General features: G+C 56.5%; 19 protein-coding genes. 8 read left to right on the top strand and 11 right to left on the bottom strand.

Annotated features, from left to right (window positions below):
- Both AC2FNU_RS06195 and AC2FNU_RS06190 read left to right on the top strand, forming a co-directional pair.
- Positions 1-1,029 (top strand): aminotransferase family protein (locus AC2FNU_RS06195; protein WP_496786115.1); only part of this gene is annotated, 1,029 nt, incomplete at its 5' end.
- Positions 1,030-1,183: 154 nt separating this feature from the next.
- On the top strand, positions 1,184-1,669 hold the full coding sequence (locus tag AC2FNU_RS06190) for a DUF3124 domain-containing protein (protein WP_171180915.1): 486 nt from the start codon (positions 1,184-1,186) through the stop codon (positions 1,667-1,669).
- A gap of 256 nt (positions 1,670-1,925) precedes the next feature.
- Here the strand turns inward: AC2FNU_RS06190 and AC2FNU_RS06185 are convergent, their stop codons facing one another.
- From AC2FNU_RS06185 to pyk, 6 genes are all read right to left on the bottom strand, one after another.
- Positions 1,926-2,732, bottom strand: a complete 807-nt coding sequence (locus tag AC2FNU_RS06185; RefSeq protein WP_171188829.1) for a phytanoyl-CoA dioxygenase family protein — start codon at positions 2,730-2,732, stop codon at positions 1,926-1,928.
- A gap of 200 nt (positions 2,733-2,932) precedes the next feature.
- Entirely contained in the window at positions 2,933-3,298 is a 366-nt protein-coding gene (gene rplT / locus AC2FNU_RS06180; protein ID WP_152457001.1) for a 50S ribosomal protein L20, read from the bottom strand.
- Positions 3,299-3,312: 14 nt separating this feature from the next.
- Entirely contained in the window at positions 3,313-3,513 is a 201-nt protein-coding gene (gene rpmI, locus AC2FNU_RS06175; RefSeq protein ID WP_005981143.1) for a 50S ribosomal protein L35, read from the bottom strand.
- Positions 3,514-3,696: 183 nt separating this feature from the next.
- On the bottom strand, positions 3,697-5,247 hold the full coding sequence (locus tag AC2FNU_RS06170; RefSeq protein ID WP_496786112.1) for an alanine/glycine:cation symporter family protein: 1,551 nt from the start codon (positions 5,245-5,247) through the stop codon (positions 3,697-3,699).
- A gap of 13 nt (positions 5,248-5,260) precedes the next feature.
- Positions 5,261-5,698, bottom strand: a complete 438-nt coding sequence (locus tag AC2FNU_RS06165; protein WP_496786107.1) for a universal stress protein — start codon at positions 5,696-5,698, stop codon at positions 5,261-5,263.
- 252 nt (positions 5,699-5,950) lie between these two features.
- Positions 5,951-7,396, bottom strand: coding sequence for a pyruvate kinase (gene pyk, locus AC2FNU_RS06160; protein ID WP_496786104.1), 1,446 nt, complete (start codon positions 7,394-7,396; stop codon positions 5,951-5,953).
- 141 nt (positions 7,397-7,537) lie between these two features.
- Here pyk and AC2FNU_RS06155 point away from each other — a divergent pair, with 141 nt between their 5' ends.
- The 3 genes from AC2FNU_RS06155 (at position 7,538) to AC2FNU_RS06145 (ending at position 8,999) form a co-directional block, all read left to right on the top strand.
- Positions 7,538-8,275, top strand: coding sequence for an N-formylglutamate amidohydrolase (locus AC2FNU_RS06155; protein WP_496786102.1), 738 nt, complete (start codon positions 7,538-7,540; stop codon positions 8,273-8,275).
- Between the two features lie 89 nt (positions 8,276-8,364).
- Positions 8,365-8,604 (top strand): DUF6868 family protein, encoded by a 240-nt coding sequence (locus tag AC2FNU_RS06150; RefSeq protein WP_496786100.1) that lies wholly within the window; start codon positions 8,365-8,367, stop codon positions 8,602-8,604.
- 80 nt (positions 8,605-8,684) lie between these two features.
- On the top strand, positions 8,685-8,999 hold the full coding sequence (locus tag AC2FNU_RS06145) for a DUF1244 domain-containing protein (protein WP_496786098.1): 315 nt from the start codon (positions 8,685-8,687) through the stop codon (positions 8,997-8,999).
- A gap of 39 nt (positions 9,000-9,038) precedes the next feature.
- On the opposite strand, the gene AC2FNU_RS06140 is transcribed toward AC2FNU_RS06145, so the two are convergent.
- The 3 genes from AC2FNU_RS06140 to dgcN all read right to left on the bottom strand — a co-directional run bounded on the left by AC2FNU_RS06140 (position 9,039) and on the right by dgcN (position 11,951).
- Entirely contained in the window at positions 9,039-9,899 is an 861-nt protein-coding gene (locus AC2FNU_RS06140; protein WP_496786096.1) for a D-amino-acid transaminase, read from the bottom strand.
- A 10-nt stretch (positions 9,900-9,909) separates the two neighbouring features.
- Positions 9,910-10,875: an N-acetyl-D-Glu racemase DgcA gene (gene dgcA / locus AC2FNU_RS06135; RefSeq protein ID WP_496786094.1), complete on the bottom strand. Its 966-nt coding sequence runs from the start codon at positions 10,873-10,875 to the stop codon at positions 9,910-9,912.
- 74 nt (positions 10,876-10,949) lie between these two features.
- Complete coding sequence (dgcN, locus tag AC2FNU_RS06130; RefSeq protein ID WP_496786091.1) at positions 10,950-11,951, bottom strand: N-acetyltransferase DgcN; 1,002 nt, start codon at positions 11,949-11,951, stop codon at positions 10,950-10,952.
- A 295-nt stretch (positions 11,952-12,246) separates the two neighbouring features.
- Here dgcN and AC2FNU_RS06125 point away from each other — a divergent pair, with 295 nt between their 5' ends.
- Positions 12,247-13,209, top strand: a complete 963-nt coding sequence (locus AC2FNU_RS06125; RefSeq protein ID WP_496786089.1) for an L-malyl-CoA/beta-methylmalyl-CoA lyase — start codon at positions 12,247-12,249, stop codon at positions 13,207-13,209.
- Positions 13,210-13,244: 35 nt separating this feature from the next.
- Here AC2FNU_RS06125 and AC2FNU_RS06120 read toward each other — a convergent pair whose 3' ends face one another.
- Entirely contained in the window at positions 13,245-13,823 is a 579-nt protein-coding gene (locus AC2FNU_RS06120; protein ID WP_171188809.1) for a PA14 domain-containing protein, read from the bottom strand.
- A 119-nt stretch (positions 13,824-13,942) separates the two neighbouring features.
- The gene (locus AC2FNU_RS06115; RefSeq protein WP_496786087.1) at positions 13,943-14,395 is read right to left on the bottom strand and encodes an Lrp/AsnC family transcriptional regulator; all 453 of its coding nucleotides are present in this window, start codon (positions 14,393-14,395) and stop codon (positions 13,943-13,945) included.
- Between the two features lie 73 nt (positions 14,396-14,468).
- Here AC2FNU_RS06115 and AC2FNU_RS06110 point away from each other — a divergent pair, with 73 nt between their 5' ends.
- Together AC2FNU_RS06110 and AC2FNU_RS06105 are read left to right on the top strand one after the other, a co-directional pair.
- A complete protein-coding gene (locus tag AC2FNU_RS06110) occupies positions 14,469-15,065 on the top strand; it encodes a LysE family translocator (protein ID WP_496786085.1) in 597 nt (198 codons plus the stop codon).
- Between the two features lie 81 nt (positions 15,066-15,146).
- The gene (locus tag AC2FNU_RS06105) at positions 15,147-16,661 is read left to right on the top strand and encodes a malonate--CoA ligase (protein ID WP_496786083.1); all 1,515 of its coding nucleotides are present in this window, start codon (positions 15,147-15,149) and stop codon (positions 16,659-16,661) included.
- Positions 16,662-16,671: the final 10 nt, after the last annotated feature.

Raw genomic sequence — 16,671 nt, 5'->3', positions numbered from 1 at the left:
TCTGAGGCGAACGAGAAAGCCTTCAAGATGGTCCGTCAGATCGCGCATAAGCGCTATGGCGGCAAGAAAACCAAAATCCTGTATCGCGACCGCGACTACCACGGCTCTACGTTGGCAGCGATGTCGGCCGGAGGTCAGGACGAACGCAACGCGCAATACGGTCCTTTCGCCCCTGATTTTGTCCGCGTGCCGCATTGCATGGAATACCGCAAGCACGAGCTGGACGGCGCACCCGAAGAGAATTTCGGCGAATGGGCCGCAAACCAGATCGAAGAGGTTATCCTGCGCGAAGGCCCAGACACCGTGGGTGCACTCTGCCTTGAGCCTGTTACAGCCGGTGGCGGCGTGATCGAAGCGCCCGAGGGCTACTGGCCGCGCGTGCAGGAAATCTGCAAGAAATACGACGTGCTGCTGCATATCGACGAGGTTGTCTGCGGTGTCGGCCGGACCGGCACATGGTTCGGATATCAGCAATACGGCATCAAGCCAGACTTCGTGACCATGGCCAAAGGCGTGGCCTCCGGCTATGCGGCGATTGCCTGCATGGTCACCACCGAGGAAGTCTTTGACATGTTCAAGGACGACGCGTCGGATCCGCTGAACTATTTCCGCGACATCTCGACCTTTGGCGGCTGTACCGCCGGTCCTGCTGCGGCGATTGAGAACATGCGCATCATCGAAGATGAGAACCTGCTGGGCAACTGCACCGACATGGGCAACCGCATGATGGGCAACCTGCAGGCGCTGATGGAAAAGCACAAAGTCATCGGCGACGTGCGCGGCAAGGGTCTGTTCTTGGGGGCCGAACTGGTCGCAGACCGATCCACCCGCGAGCCGGTGGATGAGAAGCAGGCACAGGCCGTTGTCGCCGACTGTATGGCGCAGGGCGTGATCATCGGCGTCACCAACCGCTCGATCCCCAGCCGCAACAACACCCTGTGCTTCTCGCCTGCACTGATCGCAACAGCGGATGACATCGACCAGATCACCGACGCGGTCGATGGCGCGCTGGGGCGTGTTTTCGGGTAAGCTGACCGAATATTAAAAAAAGAAAAACCGGCACATCGAGTGTCGGTTTTTTTTGTGAATAGTCGAAGTGCGGACAAAGCGGTCATTTTCTTGCGCCGAATCTTGTCATCCGTATGCTCATATTCACGACTGAACAAACGGAGCATTCTCCTAAATGAAGTTTTTCTCCCGCAGATATTTCTGGTCACTCTCAATGGCTTTGGTTTCGTTGACGACTGTACCAAGCCCTTCATTCGCACAAGTTTCGGAGAGTGTAACATCTCAAGTCATCTATGTTCCCTCCTACTCGCGAGTATTCACGCAGGAGGGGCGCAGCGAACCGCTCGCGTCTACCCTCGTTGTGCACAACATTAGTCTTCAATCAGAGATCAAAGTTGAGCGCGTCGAATATTACGACAGAGCGGGGCAGCTTCTGGAAACCCTCATAAATGAGCCCGTTCAACTGATGCCATTTGGGTCAATGAATGCGCTTGTACCTATTGGTAGCGTCGGAGACGGCATTGGCGCGAATTTCGTAGTCACATGGTCGGCAGAAGTTCCGGTGTCACCCCCTATCGTAGAAGCAATCATGGTCGGTGGAAGCGGCACTCAAGGGATCTCGTTTACAAGCCGAGGTCAGGTGTTGTCACAAGAACCGTAACACCGACCACTACTTTGCTTCTATGTGACCAGCTCGACCATTAAGCTAATACCTAAGCAACAGTGACTGGTTCTTTGCCACTGCGACTGGAGCTAAATTTGGGCTCAGAGCCGACATTCTCTACGTTCAAAAAAGGCCGCTCCAATCGGGACGGCCTTGAACTCGAAATCTCTCGAAAGAGGATCAGGCAGTCAGAGCGGCCAGCGTTTGGGCCACTCTCTGCTTTGCGTTTTGCCCAAAGCGTTTCGTCAATGCTTCAGGCTGTTCCTGCTATTTCAACATGACGCTGTTCCAGCTCGATTTGCCTATGCACCGCCACAGGATCAAGATCGCTTTCAGCGGGAGTGTCGATTCCAAAATGGCCGAAATTGTCTTCTCCGCGCACCAGCATTGCCGTATCGAGATCATGTTTGGTCTGACGTACATGCGCCGCAAGATACTGGATATTCAGCCCAATTCGGCGATCCTTACTTTTGTTCGGCATCGAGGCATGAAGCGTCCAACCATGGTGAAAACTCGCCTCGCCCGGACGCAGCGGACAAAGCTTAGCCTTGCTCTCATCAACTCCAAGAACAGTCTGCCCCTGCAAAAGAACGTTATCGTCATCTTCCGTTGTTTCATGGCTCATTACACCATTCGCGTGACTTCCCGGGAGCATTCGCATGCAACCGCTTTCCTCGTCCGCTGGCGACAAGGCGAGCCAAGCGGATACCTGGTCGTCATGACTCAGGCCCCAATACGTCAGATCCTGATGCCAACTGACATGCGAGGTCGAGCCAGGTTCTTTGATGATGTAGGTAACATTGTACAACAGAATGTCGGGCCCGATCAGCGCTTCGATGAGATCGAGCATCAGGGGGTGCGTAGCAAGCTTGTACGGCGAAGTTAGAATTGTGTGCGCTTTGGACTTATAATGCATGGACGCACCTAGTTGGTTTTCGGCCCATTCCATTGCGGCACGGTGTTCTTGCGCTTCGGATTCAGTCAGGATCGGAACACCACCTACATAACCGTCCCGATTGTAAGCGTTCGCCCAAGTTCGTACCCTTTGGTCGATTCCCATCGTCGCCTCCCACGAAATGACTAAGCAATCGTTAGTGGAAAAATATGACCTGCCAAGCCTGTTTCGGCTTTGGTTTGCGTCGGCGCCAATGAAAATTGAAACATACCGTACCGAATGCGCGCTTGGAGCTTTTCAACCCATGATGCAAAAAAGCCGCCCCAACTGGGACGGCCTTTCTTTCACTGTCTCTTTTCAGAGGATCAGGCTGTCAGAGCGGCCTGAGCTTTGGCGACAATCGCGCCGAACGCTTCCGGTTCGTGCACGGCCAGGTCGGCCAGAACTTTGCGGTCCACTTCGATACCGGCCAGGTTCAGGCCGTTGATGAAGCGGGAATATGTCAGTGCTTCGTCATGCGAACGGACAGCAGCGTTGATACGCTGGATCCACAGCGCGCGGAAGTTGCGCTTGCGGTTCTTACGGTCGCGGGTTGCATACTGGTTGGCCTTGTCGACGGCCTGACGGGCAACCTTGAAGGTGCTCTTGCGGCGACCATAATAACCTTTGGCAGCCTTAATGACCTTCTTGTGACGGGCGTGAGTTACGGTTCCACCTTTAACGCGGGACATCTCTTAATCTCCTCTTAGCGGTCGTAGGGCATGTAGCCCTTGACGATCTTGGCGTCGGGGGCGGACAGGGTGGTGGTGCCACGGGCGTCGCGGATGAATTTCTTGGTCCGCTTGATCATGCCGTGCCGCTTGCCGGCCTGGCCTGCCATGACCTTACCGGTCGCAGTCACCTTGAAGCGCTTTTTGGCGCTCGATTTGGTCTTCATCTTAGGCATTTCCGTCTCCTTTCGGGGTTCGGTTTCAAACGCGACTCGGCATGCCATCTCGGCCGGTCACGCGATCAGAAGCGCCATTTACGCAAGTTCCGTCATACTGGCAAGGGGGATTCGACCAGAATCTGCGCTTTGTGCGCGGTTGGTCTGACACCGGGGCGACGGTTGCCGCCCCGGTGGTTTGTGTTAGTGACCGAACTTGCGGATTTCACCGCTTTTCAACCGCTCGGCATAAGATGCCAGTTCCTGACGCACCACTTTCATCAGGAAGTAGAGCGCAAAGACGTTCACCACAGCCATCGCAAAGATTGCTGCATCCGAGAAGTCGATGACAGGACCAAGATTGGCAGCCGCACCGATGACAACGAAGATGCAGAAGATGATCTTGAACACCAGCTCTTTTGTATGGCCTTCGCCGAACAGGTAAGTCCAGGCTTTGAGGCCGTAATAGGACCAGCTGATCATGGTCGAGAAGGCAAACAGAACCACGGCAATCGCCAGGATGAAGGGGAACCAGCTGAACGCGCTGCCGAAGGCGGCAGAGGTCAGACTGACGCCGGAGTTGCCATCAACGGTGGCAATGGCGTTACCCGCCTCGTTCAGCATGTAGTTGCCCGTCGCCGGATCAACGATCAGCTGCTGCGTGATAATGATCACCAGCGCCGTCATGGTACAGATCACAACTGTGTCGATGAACGGTTCTAGCAACGATACGAAGCCTTCGGTGATCGGTTCCTTGGTCCGAACAGCCGAGTGCGCAATCGCGGCCGAACCCACACCCGCTTCGTTCGAAAACGCCGCACGGCGGAAACCCTGGATCAGCGCGCCAACCATGCCGCCTGCGACACCGAGCCCCGTGAAGGCGCCCGCGAAGATCTGACCAAAGGCCCAGCCGATCTGATCAGCGTGCATGATGATGATCACCAGCGCCGCCAGCACATACATCACGCCCATGAACGGCACGACCTTCTCGGTCACACGCGCGATCGACTTCAGACCACCTACGATCACCGCAAAGACAATGGCTGCAAAGACCAGACCCGTGATCCAACCGGGGTAATCCCCGACGATTCCTGCGATCTGCTGATGCGCCTGATTGGCCTGGAACATGTTGCCCCCGCCCAGCGCGCCAAGGATACAGAAGATCGAGAACAGAACCGCGAGGATCTTACCGCCGGGCAAACCCAGTTCGGCAAAGCCTTTGGACATATAGTACATTGGGCCGCCAGAGACGGTGCCGTCCTCGTATTCGTTGCGGTATTTCACGCCCAGCGTACATTCGGTGAATTTTGACGCCATGCCCAACAGGCCCGCGACGATCATCCAGAACGTGGCTCCCGGCCCACCGATCCCGATGGCAACCGCCACACCGGCAATGTTACCAAGACCAACAGTACCAGACAGCGCTGTGGCTAAAGCCTGAAAGTGACTGACCTCGCCGGCATCATTCGGGTCGGAATAGTCGCCTTTGACAAGGCTGATCGAGTGCCCGAAGAAGCGGAACTGGACGAATGCGAAATACAGCGTGAAAACCGTGGCCGCGACAACCAGCCAACCCACGATCCACGGAAATCCGGTTCCCGGAAACGGAGCGAAGATAAAGCTGACAAAGGGTCCGGTTGCGTCCGCAAAGGCCTGATTGATCTTGTCATCCAAGCCCGGCGCCTCTTGTGCCGAAGCTGCGGTGGCCATGAAAGCGGCAATCGCCGCAAGATACAGGTGTTGTAGCGTTTTCATTTTCCTGCCCACCTCAATTTACTACTGTGACCGGGACGTCGGCATGCATCACAAGGTTCTGCGTCGAACTGCCGAAGATGCGTTTCTTGATACCATCCGCCGAAGACCGGCCCACTACGATCTGGGAGCCGCCATTTTCGACCGTGATGGCATTCAGAGTTTCCGCCACATCGCCATGTCGCACGACACCCTGCGCCTCGAAACCAGCTGCTTTGAGGGCATCAACGGCAGGTGTCACGATACGTGACGATGCCAAAGCGACCTCTTCCTCGCGCCGTTTGTGGCGCAGGGCGTTTTCTTCCGGTGTTTGGAAAGTGTAAGGGGACCATTCTATCACATAGGCGACCAGCAGTTCGCATGTTCCGATCAGCTTTGCCAGATCTTTGGCAAAGGCAATCGCGCGCTCACCGGTCTCTGTCCCGTCGAGTCCTATGACAATCTTTGTTGTCATCTTGTTCCTCCGTTATTGTTGTTCAGTCCGGGGCCCGTGCCCCCGGCAGGACAGCCGGAACTTGGAACTTTGGCCAAGACTGCCCTTAGGTCATTTATCTGGAAATTCTACCCACGAATGAAGCCCATTGTGCCAAATTCGCCTGCACGGGTCAAATTTCGCTTATAAATCAAGTTTTTCGCGCACGAAAAAAAGATACGGCCGCTTCGCCAGCGGCCGTAAGTTGCCTTCCGTGACGCCCCGGGGGAAAGCCTATTCAGGATCTGTGCTGTAGATCAGGCGTTCATCGCAGGGGGCCACGCGAAGGATATTGGTGGTACCCGGAACGTTGAAAGGTACACCCGCCGTGACCACAATCTGATCCGCCTCGGACGCAAATCCACCGGCGCGCGCGGCGCGGGCCGCGTTGACCACAGCGCCTTTGAAGCGTTGCAGTTCGGGCGTCATCACGCAATTACAGCCCCAGCTCAGGCACAACCGGCGCGCCGTGCCGCGTTGCGAGGTCATGGCAATGATCGGGACGCCGGGACGCTCTCGCGCCGTCAAAGAGGCCGTTGTTCCGCTTTGGGTGAAACAGCAGATGGCCTTGATGTCCGTCTTTTCTGCAATCTCACGTGCGGCCGCTACGATGCCGTCGGCAACAGTGGTACCCTTGGCAGTACGCGAGGCGGAGATGATCTGGGTATAAGTCGGGTCGGCCTCAACCTCGATGGCGACCTTGTTCATGGTCTGCACGGCTTCAACCGGATACGCACCAGCCGCCGATTCCGCGCTGAGCATGATGGCGTCCGTGCCTTCATAAATCGCGGTCGCCACATCCGACACCTCCGCGCGGGTTGGCATCGGGCTTTCGATCATGCTTTCCAGCATCTGGGTCGCCACAATGACTGGTTTGGCCGCGCCACGGCACCTACGGACCAAACGTTTCTGGATCGGCGGCACAGCAGAGACCGGCAGTTCCACGCCCAAATCACCCCGCGCCACCATGATCCCGTCCGACGCTTCGAGAATATCGTCAAACGCCTCAACTGCAGCGGGCTTTTCAATCTTCGACAGGATTGCAGCACGACCGTCAGCCAAAGACCGGGCCTCGAACACGTCCTTAGCACGCTGCACAAAACTCAGTGCCAGCCAATCGACGCCCAACTGGCAGACAAACTCCAGATCGTCGCGGTCTTTGGCCGACAACGCCGCCAGCGGCAGCACGACATCCGGGACATTCACGCCCTTGCGGTTCGAGATGATACCGCCAACTTCGACCGTGCAATTGGCAAAATCCTGACCGCAGTCCTGAACGATCAGTCGAATCTTTCCATCGTTCACCAACAGGCGCGCGCCAGGCTCAAGGGCTGCAAAGATCTCGGGATGCGGCAGGCATACCCTGTTTATGTCCCCGGCAGCGGGATCAAGATCAAGGCGGAAGGCCGCGCCTTCTTCCAACTCTTCCGCTTCATTGGCAAAGACGCCCACGCGCAGCTTTGGCCCCTGAAGGTCGGCCAGGATCGCAATCGGGCTGTCCAGATCCTTTTCAACCTGACGAATGATCTTGTGACGCTCGCGGATCTCATCATGGCTTCCATGGCTCATGTTCAGACGGAACACATCCGCCCCGGCCTCGTGCAAAGCACGAATGGTGTCATAGTCACTTGACGCTGGCCCCAGCGTCGCCACGATTTTTACATTTCTCAGGCGTCGCATTGGTTTTGGTCTCCTTACGTCGTCTTACTTGCAGATCAGGGTGCAGCAAAATGTTACCGCAAACATTAGCTGAGTGCTTATTGCGCAATTCCCTTTTCAAAGCAACTGCCCTACACCTGCGACAAACTAGATGACAGGCTCATGACATACACCCCATTTTTCGTCCATGGCGCGGATCGACCGTCCCGCTGGCTGATCACATGTGACCACGCGACCAATACCGTCCCACCAGAAGTGAACGGAGGCGATCTTGGTTTGCCGCGTGAAGATATGGAACGTCACATAGCCTATGATGTCGGGGCATACGAAGTCTCCAAACATCTGGGTGAGATTTTGGACGCGCCGGTGATTGCCGCCAATTTCTCGCGCCTCGTGATCGATCCAAACCGTGGCGAGGACGACCCGACCCTGTTGATGAAGCTCTATGACGGTTCGATCATCCCCGGCAATCGCCACGCAGACGCCGCCGAGCGCGAACGACGCCTGAACATGTGCTATCGCCCTTATCACGATGCGCTGGCGCAGTTGGCCGCCCTGCCCCACGCGGTGATTGTCTCGATGCACTCCTTCACCCGCCAACTGCGCGGGCGCGAGCCACGCCCCTGGCACATCGGTGTATTGCACACGCCGGATGAACGGTTCTCGCGCCCACTGATCGAGCGGCTTCAAGCTGAAGATGACCTGTGCGTTGGCGTCAATGAACCCTATACCGGCGTGCTGCCCGGAGATGCGATTGACAAGCACTGTTCGGCGTTTGGCCGACCCAATGCTTTAATCGAGCTGCGCAACGACCTGATCGGCGACCATCAGGGTCAAAGAGAATGGGCTGAGCGATTGGCCGTGATCTTGCAGGATGCACTGGAAGCAAGCGACCTTTAAGCTTCTCAAGCTTTAAACCGGCTTTCCCCGCCTCGTGCCGTTGTGAGCGTTTCCTCTGATCCCCATATAATGAAGGAAAGGGGATCGTCGTGACACATGAGTTTCTGACAACGTTTTTCGGCTGGATGGCCTCCCTCAATATCGCGGTTCTTCTGTTCACCACTGTCATGGTCCTGGTGCTGCAGGATTGGATTGCGGGCATTCATGGCAAGCTGTTCCAAATGGAGCAGCCTGACGTGAAACGTGCGTATTTCAGGTATCTTGCCAATTATAAAATCCTGACTCTGGCCTTTTGCATTGTGCCCTGGCTGGCATTGAAACTGATGTAGGCGGGCCAGCCCACTTATTGTAACGAGGCTTCCGGGTTGTTAGGTCAAGCACAGAACACAATGCCACCCGGAGCAGCCTTATGGACAAGCAAACCGAAATCGAACTTCAGGCCGCGGCGTTCCGTCGGCTGCAAAAGCACCTGATGGAAGACCGAACCGACGTTCAGAACATCGACATGATGAATCTGGCCGGTTTCTGTCGCAACTGCCTGTCGCGCTGGTATCAGGAAGCTGCCAACGACAAAGGCATCGAGATGGGCAAGGACGAAGCCCGCGAGCTTTTCTACGGCATGACCATGGATGAATGGAAAGCCAACTATCAAACCGATGCGAGCCCCGAAAAACAGGCGGCTTTCAAAGTCGCTTTCGAAGAAAATGTAACGAAAAAGGGCTGAGCCCAAATAAAAAGCCCGCCAAATCGGCGGGCCTTTTCTTCAGATCGCTGCCTTGCGGCTTTCGTCCAGATAGATTTCACGAAGGCGTTTGGCGATTGGCCCCGGCGTACCGTCGCCCAGCACAACCCCGTCGATCTCGATCACCGGCATGACAAAAGCGCTGGCCGAGGTAGTGAAGGCTTCATCCGCCTCTTTGGCCTCATCAATTGTGAACAGGCGTTCTTCGATTTCCATCTGCGCCTCGGCGGCCATGCGCAACACGGCCTTGCGCGTGATCCCATGCAAAATGTCGTTGGACAGAGGGCGTGTGACAATCTTGCCGTTTTTGACGAAATAGGCGTTGTTGCTGGTGCCTTCAGTCACATACCCTTCTTCGACCATCCAGGCATCGTCACACCCAGCAGCTTTGGCCATCATCTTGCCCATGGAAGGGTAAAGCAACTGCACGGTTTTGATGTCGCGGCGGCCCCAGCGAATATCATCGATCGAGATGACCTTCGCACCTTTACGAGACGCAGCGCTGTCAGCCAGGCCCGGTTTGTTCTGCGTGAATAGAACAAGCGTTGGTTTGGTGTCTTCGGGAGGGAATACAAAATCCCGGTCGCCATCGCTTCCGCGCGAAACCTGAAGGTAAATCAGACCTTCTTCGATGTCATTCAGCTCAACCAGCTTGCGGTGTATCTCAAGCAATTCATCCTTGGTGCAAGGCTCGGCCATCTGCAACTCGTCAAGCGAGCGCTTCAGGCGAACCGCGTGGCCTTCGAAATCGATCAGCTTGCCATCCAAAACGCTGGTGACTTCGTAAACCGCGTCTGCAAACAGAAAGCCACGGTCAAAGATCGACACCTTGGCTTCGGTCTCGGGCAGGTATTCGCCATTTACGTAAACGGTTCGGGTCATGTTTGTCTCCTCAGCCCCAGAGCGCGGACACCGGCGGGTGCACTCCGGCGTCGTCAAAAATCAGCGGGGTGTCGCGGTCTTCGGCCAACAGAAGCGGCCCGTCAAGGTCTGTCACCATCGCACCCTGCGCCAGCAATGTCGCAGGGGCCATGGCAAGTGAGCTGCCGACCATGCAACCCACCATGATGTCATAGCCTTCGGAGATTGCGGCCTTGCGCAGCTCCAATGCCTCGGTCAGACCGCCCGTTTTGTCGAGCTTGATGTTGATGACATCATATTTGCCCCTCAGCTTGGGCAGGCTGGTGCGGTCATGGCAGGATTCGTCCGCACAAACCGGCACAGGACGGTCCATACCAATCAGCGCATCGTCGTCTCCGGCTGGCAGGGGCTGTTCAACCAGCGCCACACCCAACCGCACCAGATGCGGGGCGAGGTCGGCGTAAACATCAGCCGACCAACCTTCGTTCGCATCCACGATAATCTTGGATTCAGGCGCACCGGCACGCACGGCCTCAAGCCGGGGCATGTCGTCAGGTGTGCCCAGTTTAATCTTCAGCAGCGGGCGATGCGCGTTCTCGGCGGCCTGTGCCTGCATCGCTTCAGGCGTGTCCAGCGACAATGTGTAGGCGGTGATCTCGGGGCCGGGCACCGGCAGGCCAGCCAGATCCCAAGCACGTTTGCCAGCGCGTTTGCATTCCAGATCCCACAACGCGCAATCCACAGCGTTCCGGGCAGCCCCCGCAGGCAGCAGATCCATCAGCGACTGCCGCGTGAAGTCCATAGGCAGACCGGCAATCTCAGCCTCAACCGACTCGAGCGTTTCGTCATAGCGCGCATAAGGAACGCATTCGCCCCAGCCCTGATGCGTCCCGTCCGAGACCCGAACCGTCAGCACTTTTGCTTCGGTTCGCGACCCGCGCGAGATGGTAAAAACCTGCGCCAGCCGAAACACATCGCGAGAGACCTCTACCTGCACGCAACCGCTCCTTCATCTTTTTCCAAATACTCCCGCCGGAGGCGGAAGAACCCGCCACCGGCACGTGCCTCAGATCATATCGCAGCCAGCGCGTCCACCAGCTTGCCGGATCCAAAGCGGAACGGGTCGGTTGCAGGCAGGCCCATATCGGCTTCGATCTTGGCCAGATAAGCCGTCGCATCCTCTTCTGACATATGCTGCGTGTTCACCGAAACACCAACAACCTGACAATCCGGGTTTGCCACTTTGGCCAGCGCCAGCGCGGTGTCGCGCAGGGTTTCCAGAGATGGTTGCTGATAGGTCGGCAGACCGCGCATGTGTTCGCGGGTCGGTTCGTGGCTCAGGATCAGGGCGTCCGGCTGACCACCATGGATCAGTGCCATCGTCACGCCGGAATACGACACGTGAAACAGCGAACCCTGCCCTTCGATCAGGTCCCAGTGGTCCTCATCATTGTCGGGCGTCAGCCATTCGATTGAACCCGCCATGAAGTCCGCAATCACCGCGTCAAGCGGAACGCCATCGCCAGTGATCAGGATGCCGGTCTGGCCGGTCGCCCGAAAGGTCGACTTCATACCACGCTTGCGCATTTCGGCATCCATCGCCATCGCAGTGTACATCTTGCCGACCGAACAATCGGTGCCAACAGCCAGGCAGCGCTTGCCTTTGCGCTTGATTCCGTTGGCAATCGGGTAATCCACCTCAGGCACACGCACGTCGTGCAGCTTTTGACCGGTTGCTTCGGCGACGGCCACCAGATCGGGTTCGTCGCGCAGAAGGTTGTGCAGGCCCGAGGCCAGGTCGAATCCTTCCTCCAGCGCCATGACCAGAACCTTTTTCCAATCCTGGCTGATGACACCGCCACGATTGGCCACGCCGATAACCAGTGTCTTGGCACCGGCCTCTTTTGCCTCGGTCAGGGTCATATCCGTCAGACCCAGGTCAGCCTTGCACCCCTCCATGCGGTATTGGCCGACGGCGTTTTCGGGGCGCCAATCTTTGATGCCCACAGCCACTTTGGCCGCCAATTGGTCGGGCGCATCGCCCAAAAACAGCAGGTACGGTGTCTCGATCATTGCGGTCACTCCTTTGATTCCGGCCTAAGCTAGAGAAGCGGTAAAACGAGCGTTTCGCGTTTTTATCCGCTTTCAACGGCTAGTGCGCGATTTTCTTGCGCTGGGCTCTTAATCGGCGCAAAAATCTTCGAAGTTTCCAAAGTGACTAAACTTTAATCACCTTTTTCCATTTGCTTCATTGATGCATTCTGCAACCGCATTGCCGCAGATGCACAATCGCTCTTGCGCCGCCTTGCGCAATTTAATACCTCATTGAGCAGGAAAATCGCAATTTCATTACTCACACGAGGTCCAGATGAGCTTTCGCATCCAACCTGCCGCACCGGCGCGCCCCAACCGTTGTCAGCTTTTTGGCCCCGGGTCGAACACCAAGCTGTTCCCTAAAATGGCCGCTTCCGCAGCAGATGTGATCAATCTTGACCTCGAGGATTCGGTTGCACCTTCGGACAAAGATGTTGCGCGCGCCAATGTCATTGAAGCGCTGAATACCGTTGATTGGGGCAAAAAATATATGTCCGTCCGGATCAACGGGTTGGACACGCCCTATTGGTATCGCGATGTTGTTGACGTTCTTGAGCAGGCAGGCGACCGTCTGGACCAGATCATGATCCCCAAGGTCGGCTGTGCAGCAGACGTATACGCAGTCGATGCTCTGGTCACGGCCATCGAACGCGCCAAGGGCCGCACAAAACCGATCAGCTTCGAGGTCATCATCGAATCTTCTGCAGGCATCGCGCATGTTGAAGAAATCGCAGCCTCATCCCCCCGCCTGCAGGCCATGAGCCTTGGGGCAGCAGATTTCGCCGCCTCGATGGGAATGCAGACCACCGGCATCGGCGGCACGCAGGAAAACTACTATATGCTGCGCGATGGTGAAAAACACTGGTCTGACCCGTGGCACTGGGCACAAGCCGCCATCGTTGCCGCCTGCCGCACCCACGGTGTGTTGCCTGTGGATGGGCCGTTCGGTGATTTCAGCGACGACGAAGGCTATATCGCGCAGGCCAAACGTTCAGCAACCTTGGGCATGGTCGGCAAATGGGCGATCCATCCCAAGCAGATTGCACTGGCCAATCAGGTCTTTACCCCATCGGATGAAGCCGTGTCCGAGGCGCGCGAAATTCTTGCGGCCATGGAACAGGCCAAGGCAAATGGCGAAGGCGCCACCGTCTATAAGGGGCGTTTGGTCGACATCGCCTCAATCAAGCAGGCCGAAGTCATTGTGGCACAGGCCGAACTGATTGCGGCAGGCAGCTAAGTCAAAAAAGGGCGCTCAATCGAGCGCCTTTTTTTTCAACGACCGAATACTTCATTGGGTGTCCACGTAAAGCGTTCACCCTTCTTTCCTGACTTCATCATCAGGCAAGAGGTTCCCAGCTTCTGGAAGTAAACGATCTTCAACGGATACCAACCCGCCTTGGGCACTTCCACCTCGGTACGCTGATTGGCTTCGCAGCCTTGAATGCCGGATACACGGCCAATCTGTTGGCCTCCTACCCAAGCCTCGATCCCGTCATTGGACCACGTTTCCAACTCGTAAACTCCCGGCGAGTTGAACCGCATATAGCCCGTCACTTCGGCGGCAACATTGTAAGCCTGGTCGAACGTCATAACGTCTTCGCCCTTGCTTGTATCCCTGTAATCCAACCCCCGCAGCGGTTGTCCGGGCTTCGCTTTAGACAATAGGCTTTTCGCCTGACTCAGATCTCGGATCTTCTTGTGTTGGTTGCCTGTACCAAAGTACTTTACGTTCAACCCTGCCTTCGGGCTGGGTTGCGGACTGGCGGGTTGCAGTTTCAGCGGTGCAGACCAAGCAGCCCCGGCAACCACCGACACGGCAATTGCGGCTGCCAATGTTTGAACAAGTTTCATCGTTATCTCCCTGTTTGCGTGCCGTTTTGGTTAGGCTTATCCCCTGGCAACGTCATTACAGTGACACTAGGCCGTGAATTTTTACCCTGCAAGAGAGTGAAGCTTCACAATTTCAGACGTTACGCGCGCAAGTCCTTAGGCGATCCCATAACCACATAAGATGTGATCGACGTAACATGGGGCAGAGTTCCCAACACATCGGTATGAAAAGTCTTGTAGGACGGCAGGTCCGCGCATTCCACCCGAAGCAGGTATTCGATAGTGCCCGTGATGTTGTGGCATTCGACCACCTCGGGGGCTTGTTGCAGGGCGCGTTCAAACCCCTCCTGCGCGGCTTTTGTATGCTCACCCAAGCCAACACCGATATAGGCAACAAAGCCTACGCCCATGGCAGCTGGGTCCAGAACGGCGCGATATCCGGTGATAACCCCCGCCTTTTCAAGTTCTTGCACGCGACGCAGACTGGCCGAGGGCGACAGACCGACCCGTTCAGCCAATTCCAGGTTACTGATCCGCCCATCACGTGTTAATTCGCGCAATATCTGGTGGTTTATCTGATCATTCTTCATCATAAATTGCGAACTTATCGAAAAGACGCACGAAAAAGCAATTTCATTTTTTCAGGCCCGGGCAACACTGCGCGCCATGACGTATGACATTCTGATGGCCCTGATTGTCTTTGCCTTCGTGACCTCGATCACGCCGGGGCCAAATAACCTGATGCTGATGGCGTCGGGCGCGAATTTCGGCTTTCGACGCTCGATCCCGCATATGCTGGGCATTGGCCTGGGGTTCACGGTCATGGTGCTGCTGGTGGGCGCAGGGTTGGTGCAGGTGTTCGACAGGTACCCGATCAGCCACACCGCATTGAAAATCGTTTCCGTCGTTTATCTGCTGTATCTGGCGTGGAAAATTGCACATGCCGCACCGGCCCAAGGGTCCGAGGCGACGGGCATCCCCATGACATTCCTGCAAGCAGCCGCCTTTCAATGGGTGAATCCGAAAGCGTGGGCCATGGCCCTGACAGCAACGACGGCCTATGCCCCCAATCAGACGCTGCACGCGATCCTGCTGGTGGCCCTTGTTTTTGGGGCGGTCAATCTACCCTCGGTCAGCACTTGGACGGTCCTTGGGCAGCAGATGGCACGCGTGCTGACAAATCCGCGCAGGCTGGTGGCCTTCAACTGGACGATGGCTGCGCTGCTTATTGCCTCGCTTTACCCTGTTCTTTGGCCGCATTGAGTGATGATGACAAGCCGTGGTTCTTAAGCTATTCCGCATTGCATCTGACACGCTATGCGGCATGCAAGAAAGGTACCTCTGATGGCCAACCCACTCTATGATGGTTTGTTCGGCGTTCACGCAGGAAAAGACACAACTTTTTTGTATTTGCCTGATGGTGAAACGCTCAGTTATCAGGCGTTTTTGAACACCGCGGCTCAGATCGCGCATGTATCGACAAAGCTGGGTCTGAAACCCGGAGATCGCGTGGCCGCGCAGATTGAAAAGTCGCCCGAGGCGTTGGCACTTTTTGCCGCCTGTGCACAGGCTGGCCTTGTGTTCCTGCCGCTCAACACCGCCTATACCGTCGATGAGCTCACGTATTTCATCGAGAACAGCGGCGCGTCTCTTGTCGTTTGTGATCACTCCGCTCTCGAAAAGCTAAGACCCGTAGCAGCCCGGCTTGACGCACAGGTTGAAACCTTGAACGCCGATGGCTCGGGCTCTTTGATGGATCACGCAAAAGATATGCCCGTGCATTTCCAGACTGTTGACCGCGACGGAGAGGACTTGGCCGCGTTCCTCTACACATCCGGAACCACGGGACGGTCGAAGGGTGCGATGCTATCGCAGAACAACTTGTTGTCCAATGCGCAGACATTGGTCGAGGAATGGCGCTTCACCTCAGATGATGTGTTGCTGCACGCCTTGCCGATCTTTCACACCCATGGGCTGTTTGTGGCGACTAACGTGATGTTGGCGGTAGGCGGCAGCATGATCTGGCTGCCCAAATTCGATCTGGACCAGATCATCGACTGGATGCCGCGCGCCACTTCCATGATGGGCGTTCCAACCTTCTACACCCGCCTGCTGGGCGACACGCGTTTCACCAAGGACCTGTCGGCCCATATGCGGTTGTTCGTGTCCGGCTCGGCCCCTTTGCTGGCAGACACCCATGTGCAGTTCGAAGAACGCACCGGCCACCGTATCCTGGAACGCTACGGCATGACCGAAACAAATATGAACACCTCGAACCCCTATGACGGAGAACGCCGCGCCGGGACAGTCGGCTTCCCGTTGCCCGATGTCGAGCTGAAGGTTTGCGACGCTGACGGCAACACCCTCCCGCAAGGAGAAATCGGTGTCCTAGAGGTGCGCGGCCCCAATGTCTTCAAAGGCTATTGGCAGATGCCCGAGAAGACCGCTGCGGAACTGCGCGCGGATGGGTTCTTCATCACCGGTGATCTGGGGCGCATCGATGAGGATGGGTATGTTCATATCGTCGGGCGCAACAAGGACCTGATCATCTCGGGTGGGTACAACATCTACCCCAAAGAAATCGAACTGGTTCTGGATGACCAGCCCGGCGTTCTGGAGAGCGCAGTGATCGGTGTGCCGCACCCAGACTTTGGCGAAACCGTCCTGGGTGTGATCGTGGCCGAGCCCGGCACGAGCCCTGATCTGGACCAGATACAAGCTTCAGTGTGCGAAAGCCTTGCGCGGTTCAAACATCCGCGCAAATTGATCGTGATGGATGAGTTGCCCCGGAACACCATGGGCAAAGTTCAGAAAAACATCTTGCGCGATCAGTACAGGGACATGTTCGCAAACGCCTAAGACCGCGCGT

Source organism: Ruegeria sp. BHSB064 (genome assembly GCF_059613205.1).
Note: the sequence above shows the minus strand (reverse complement) of the source record. Positions and strands in the feature narration are given on the sequence as shown.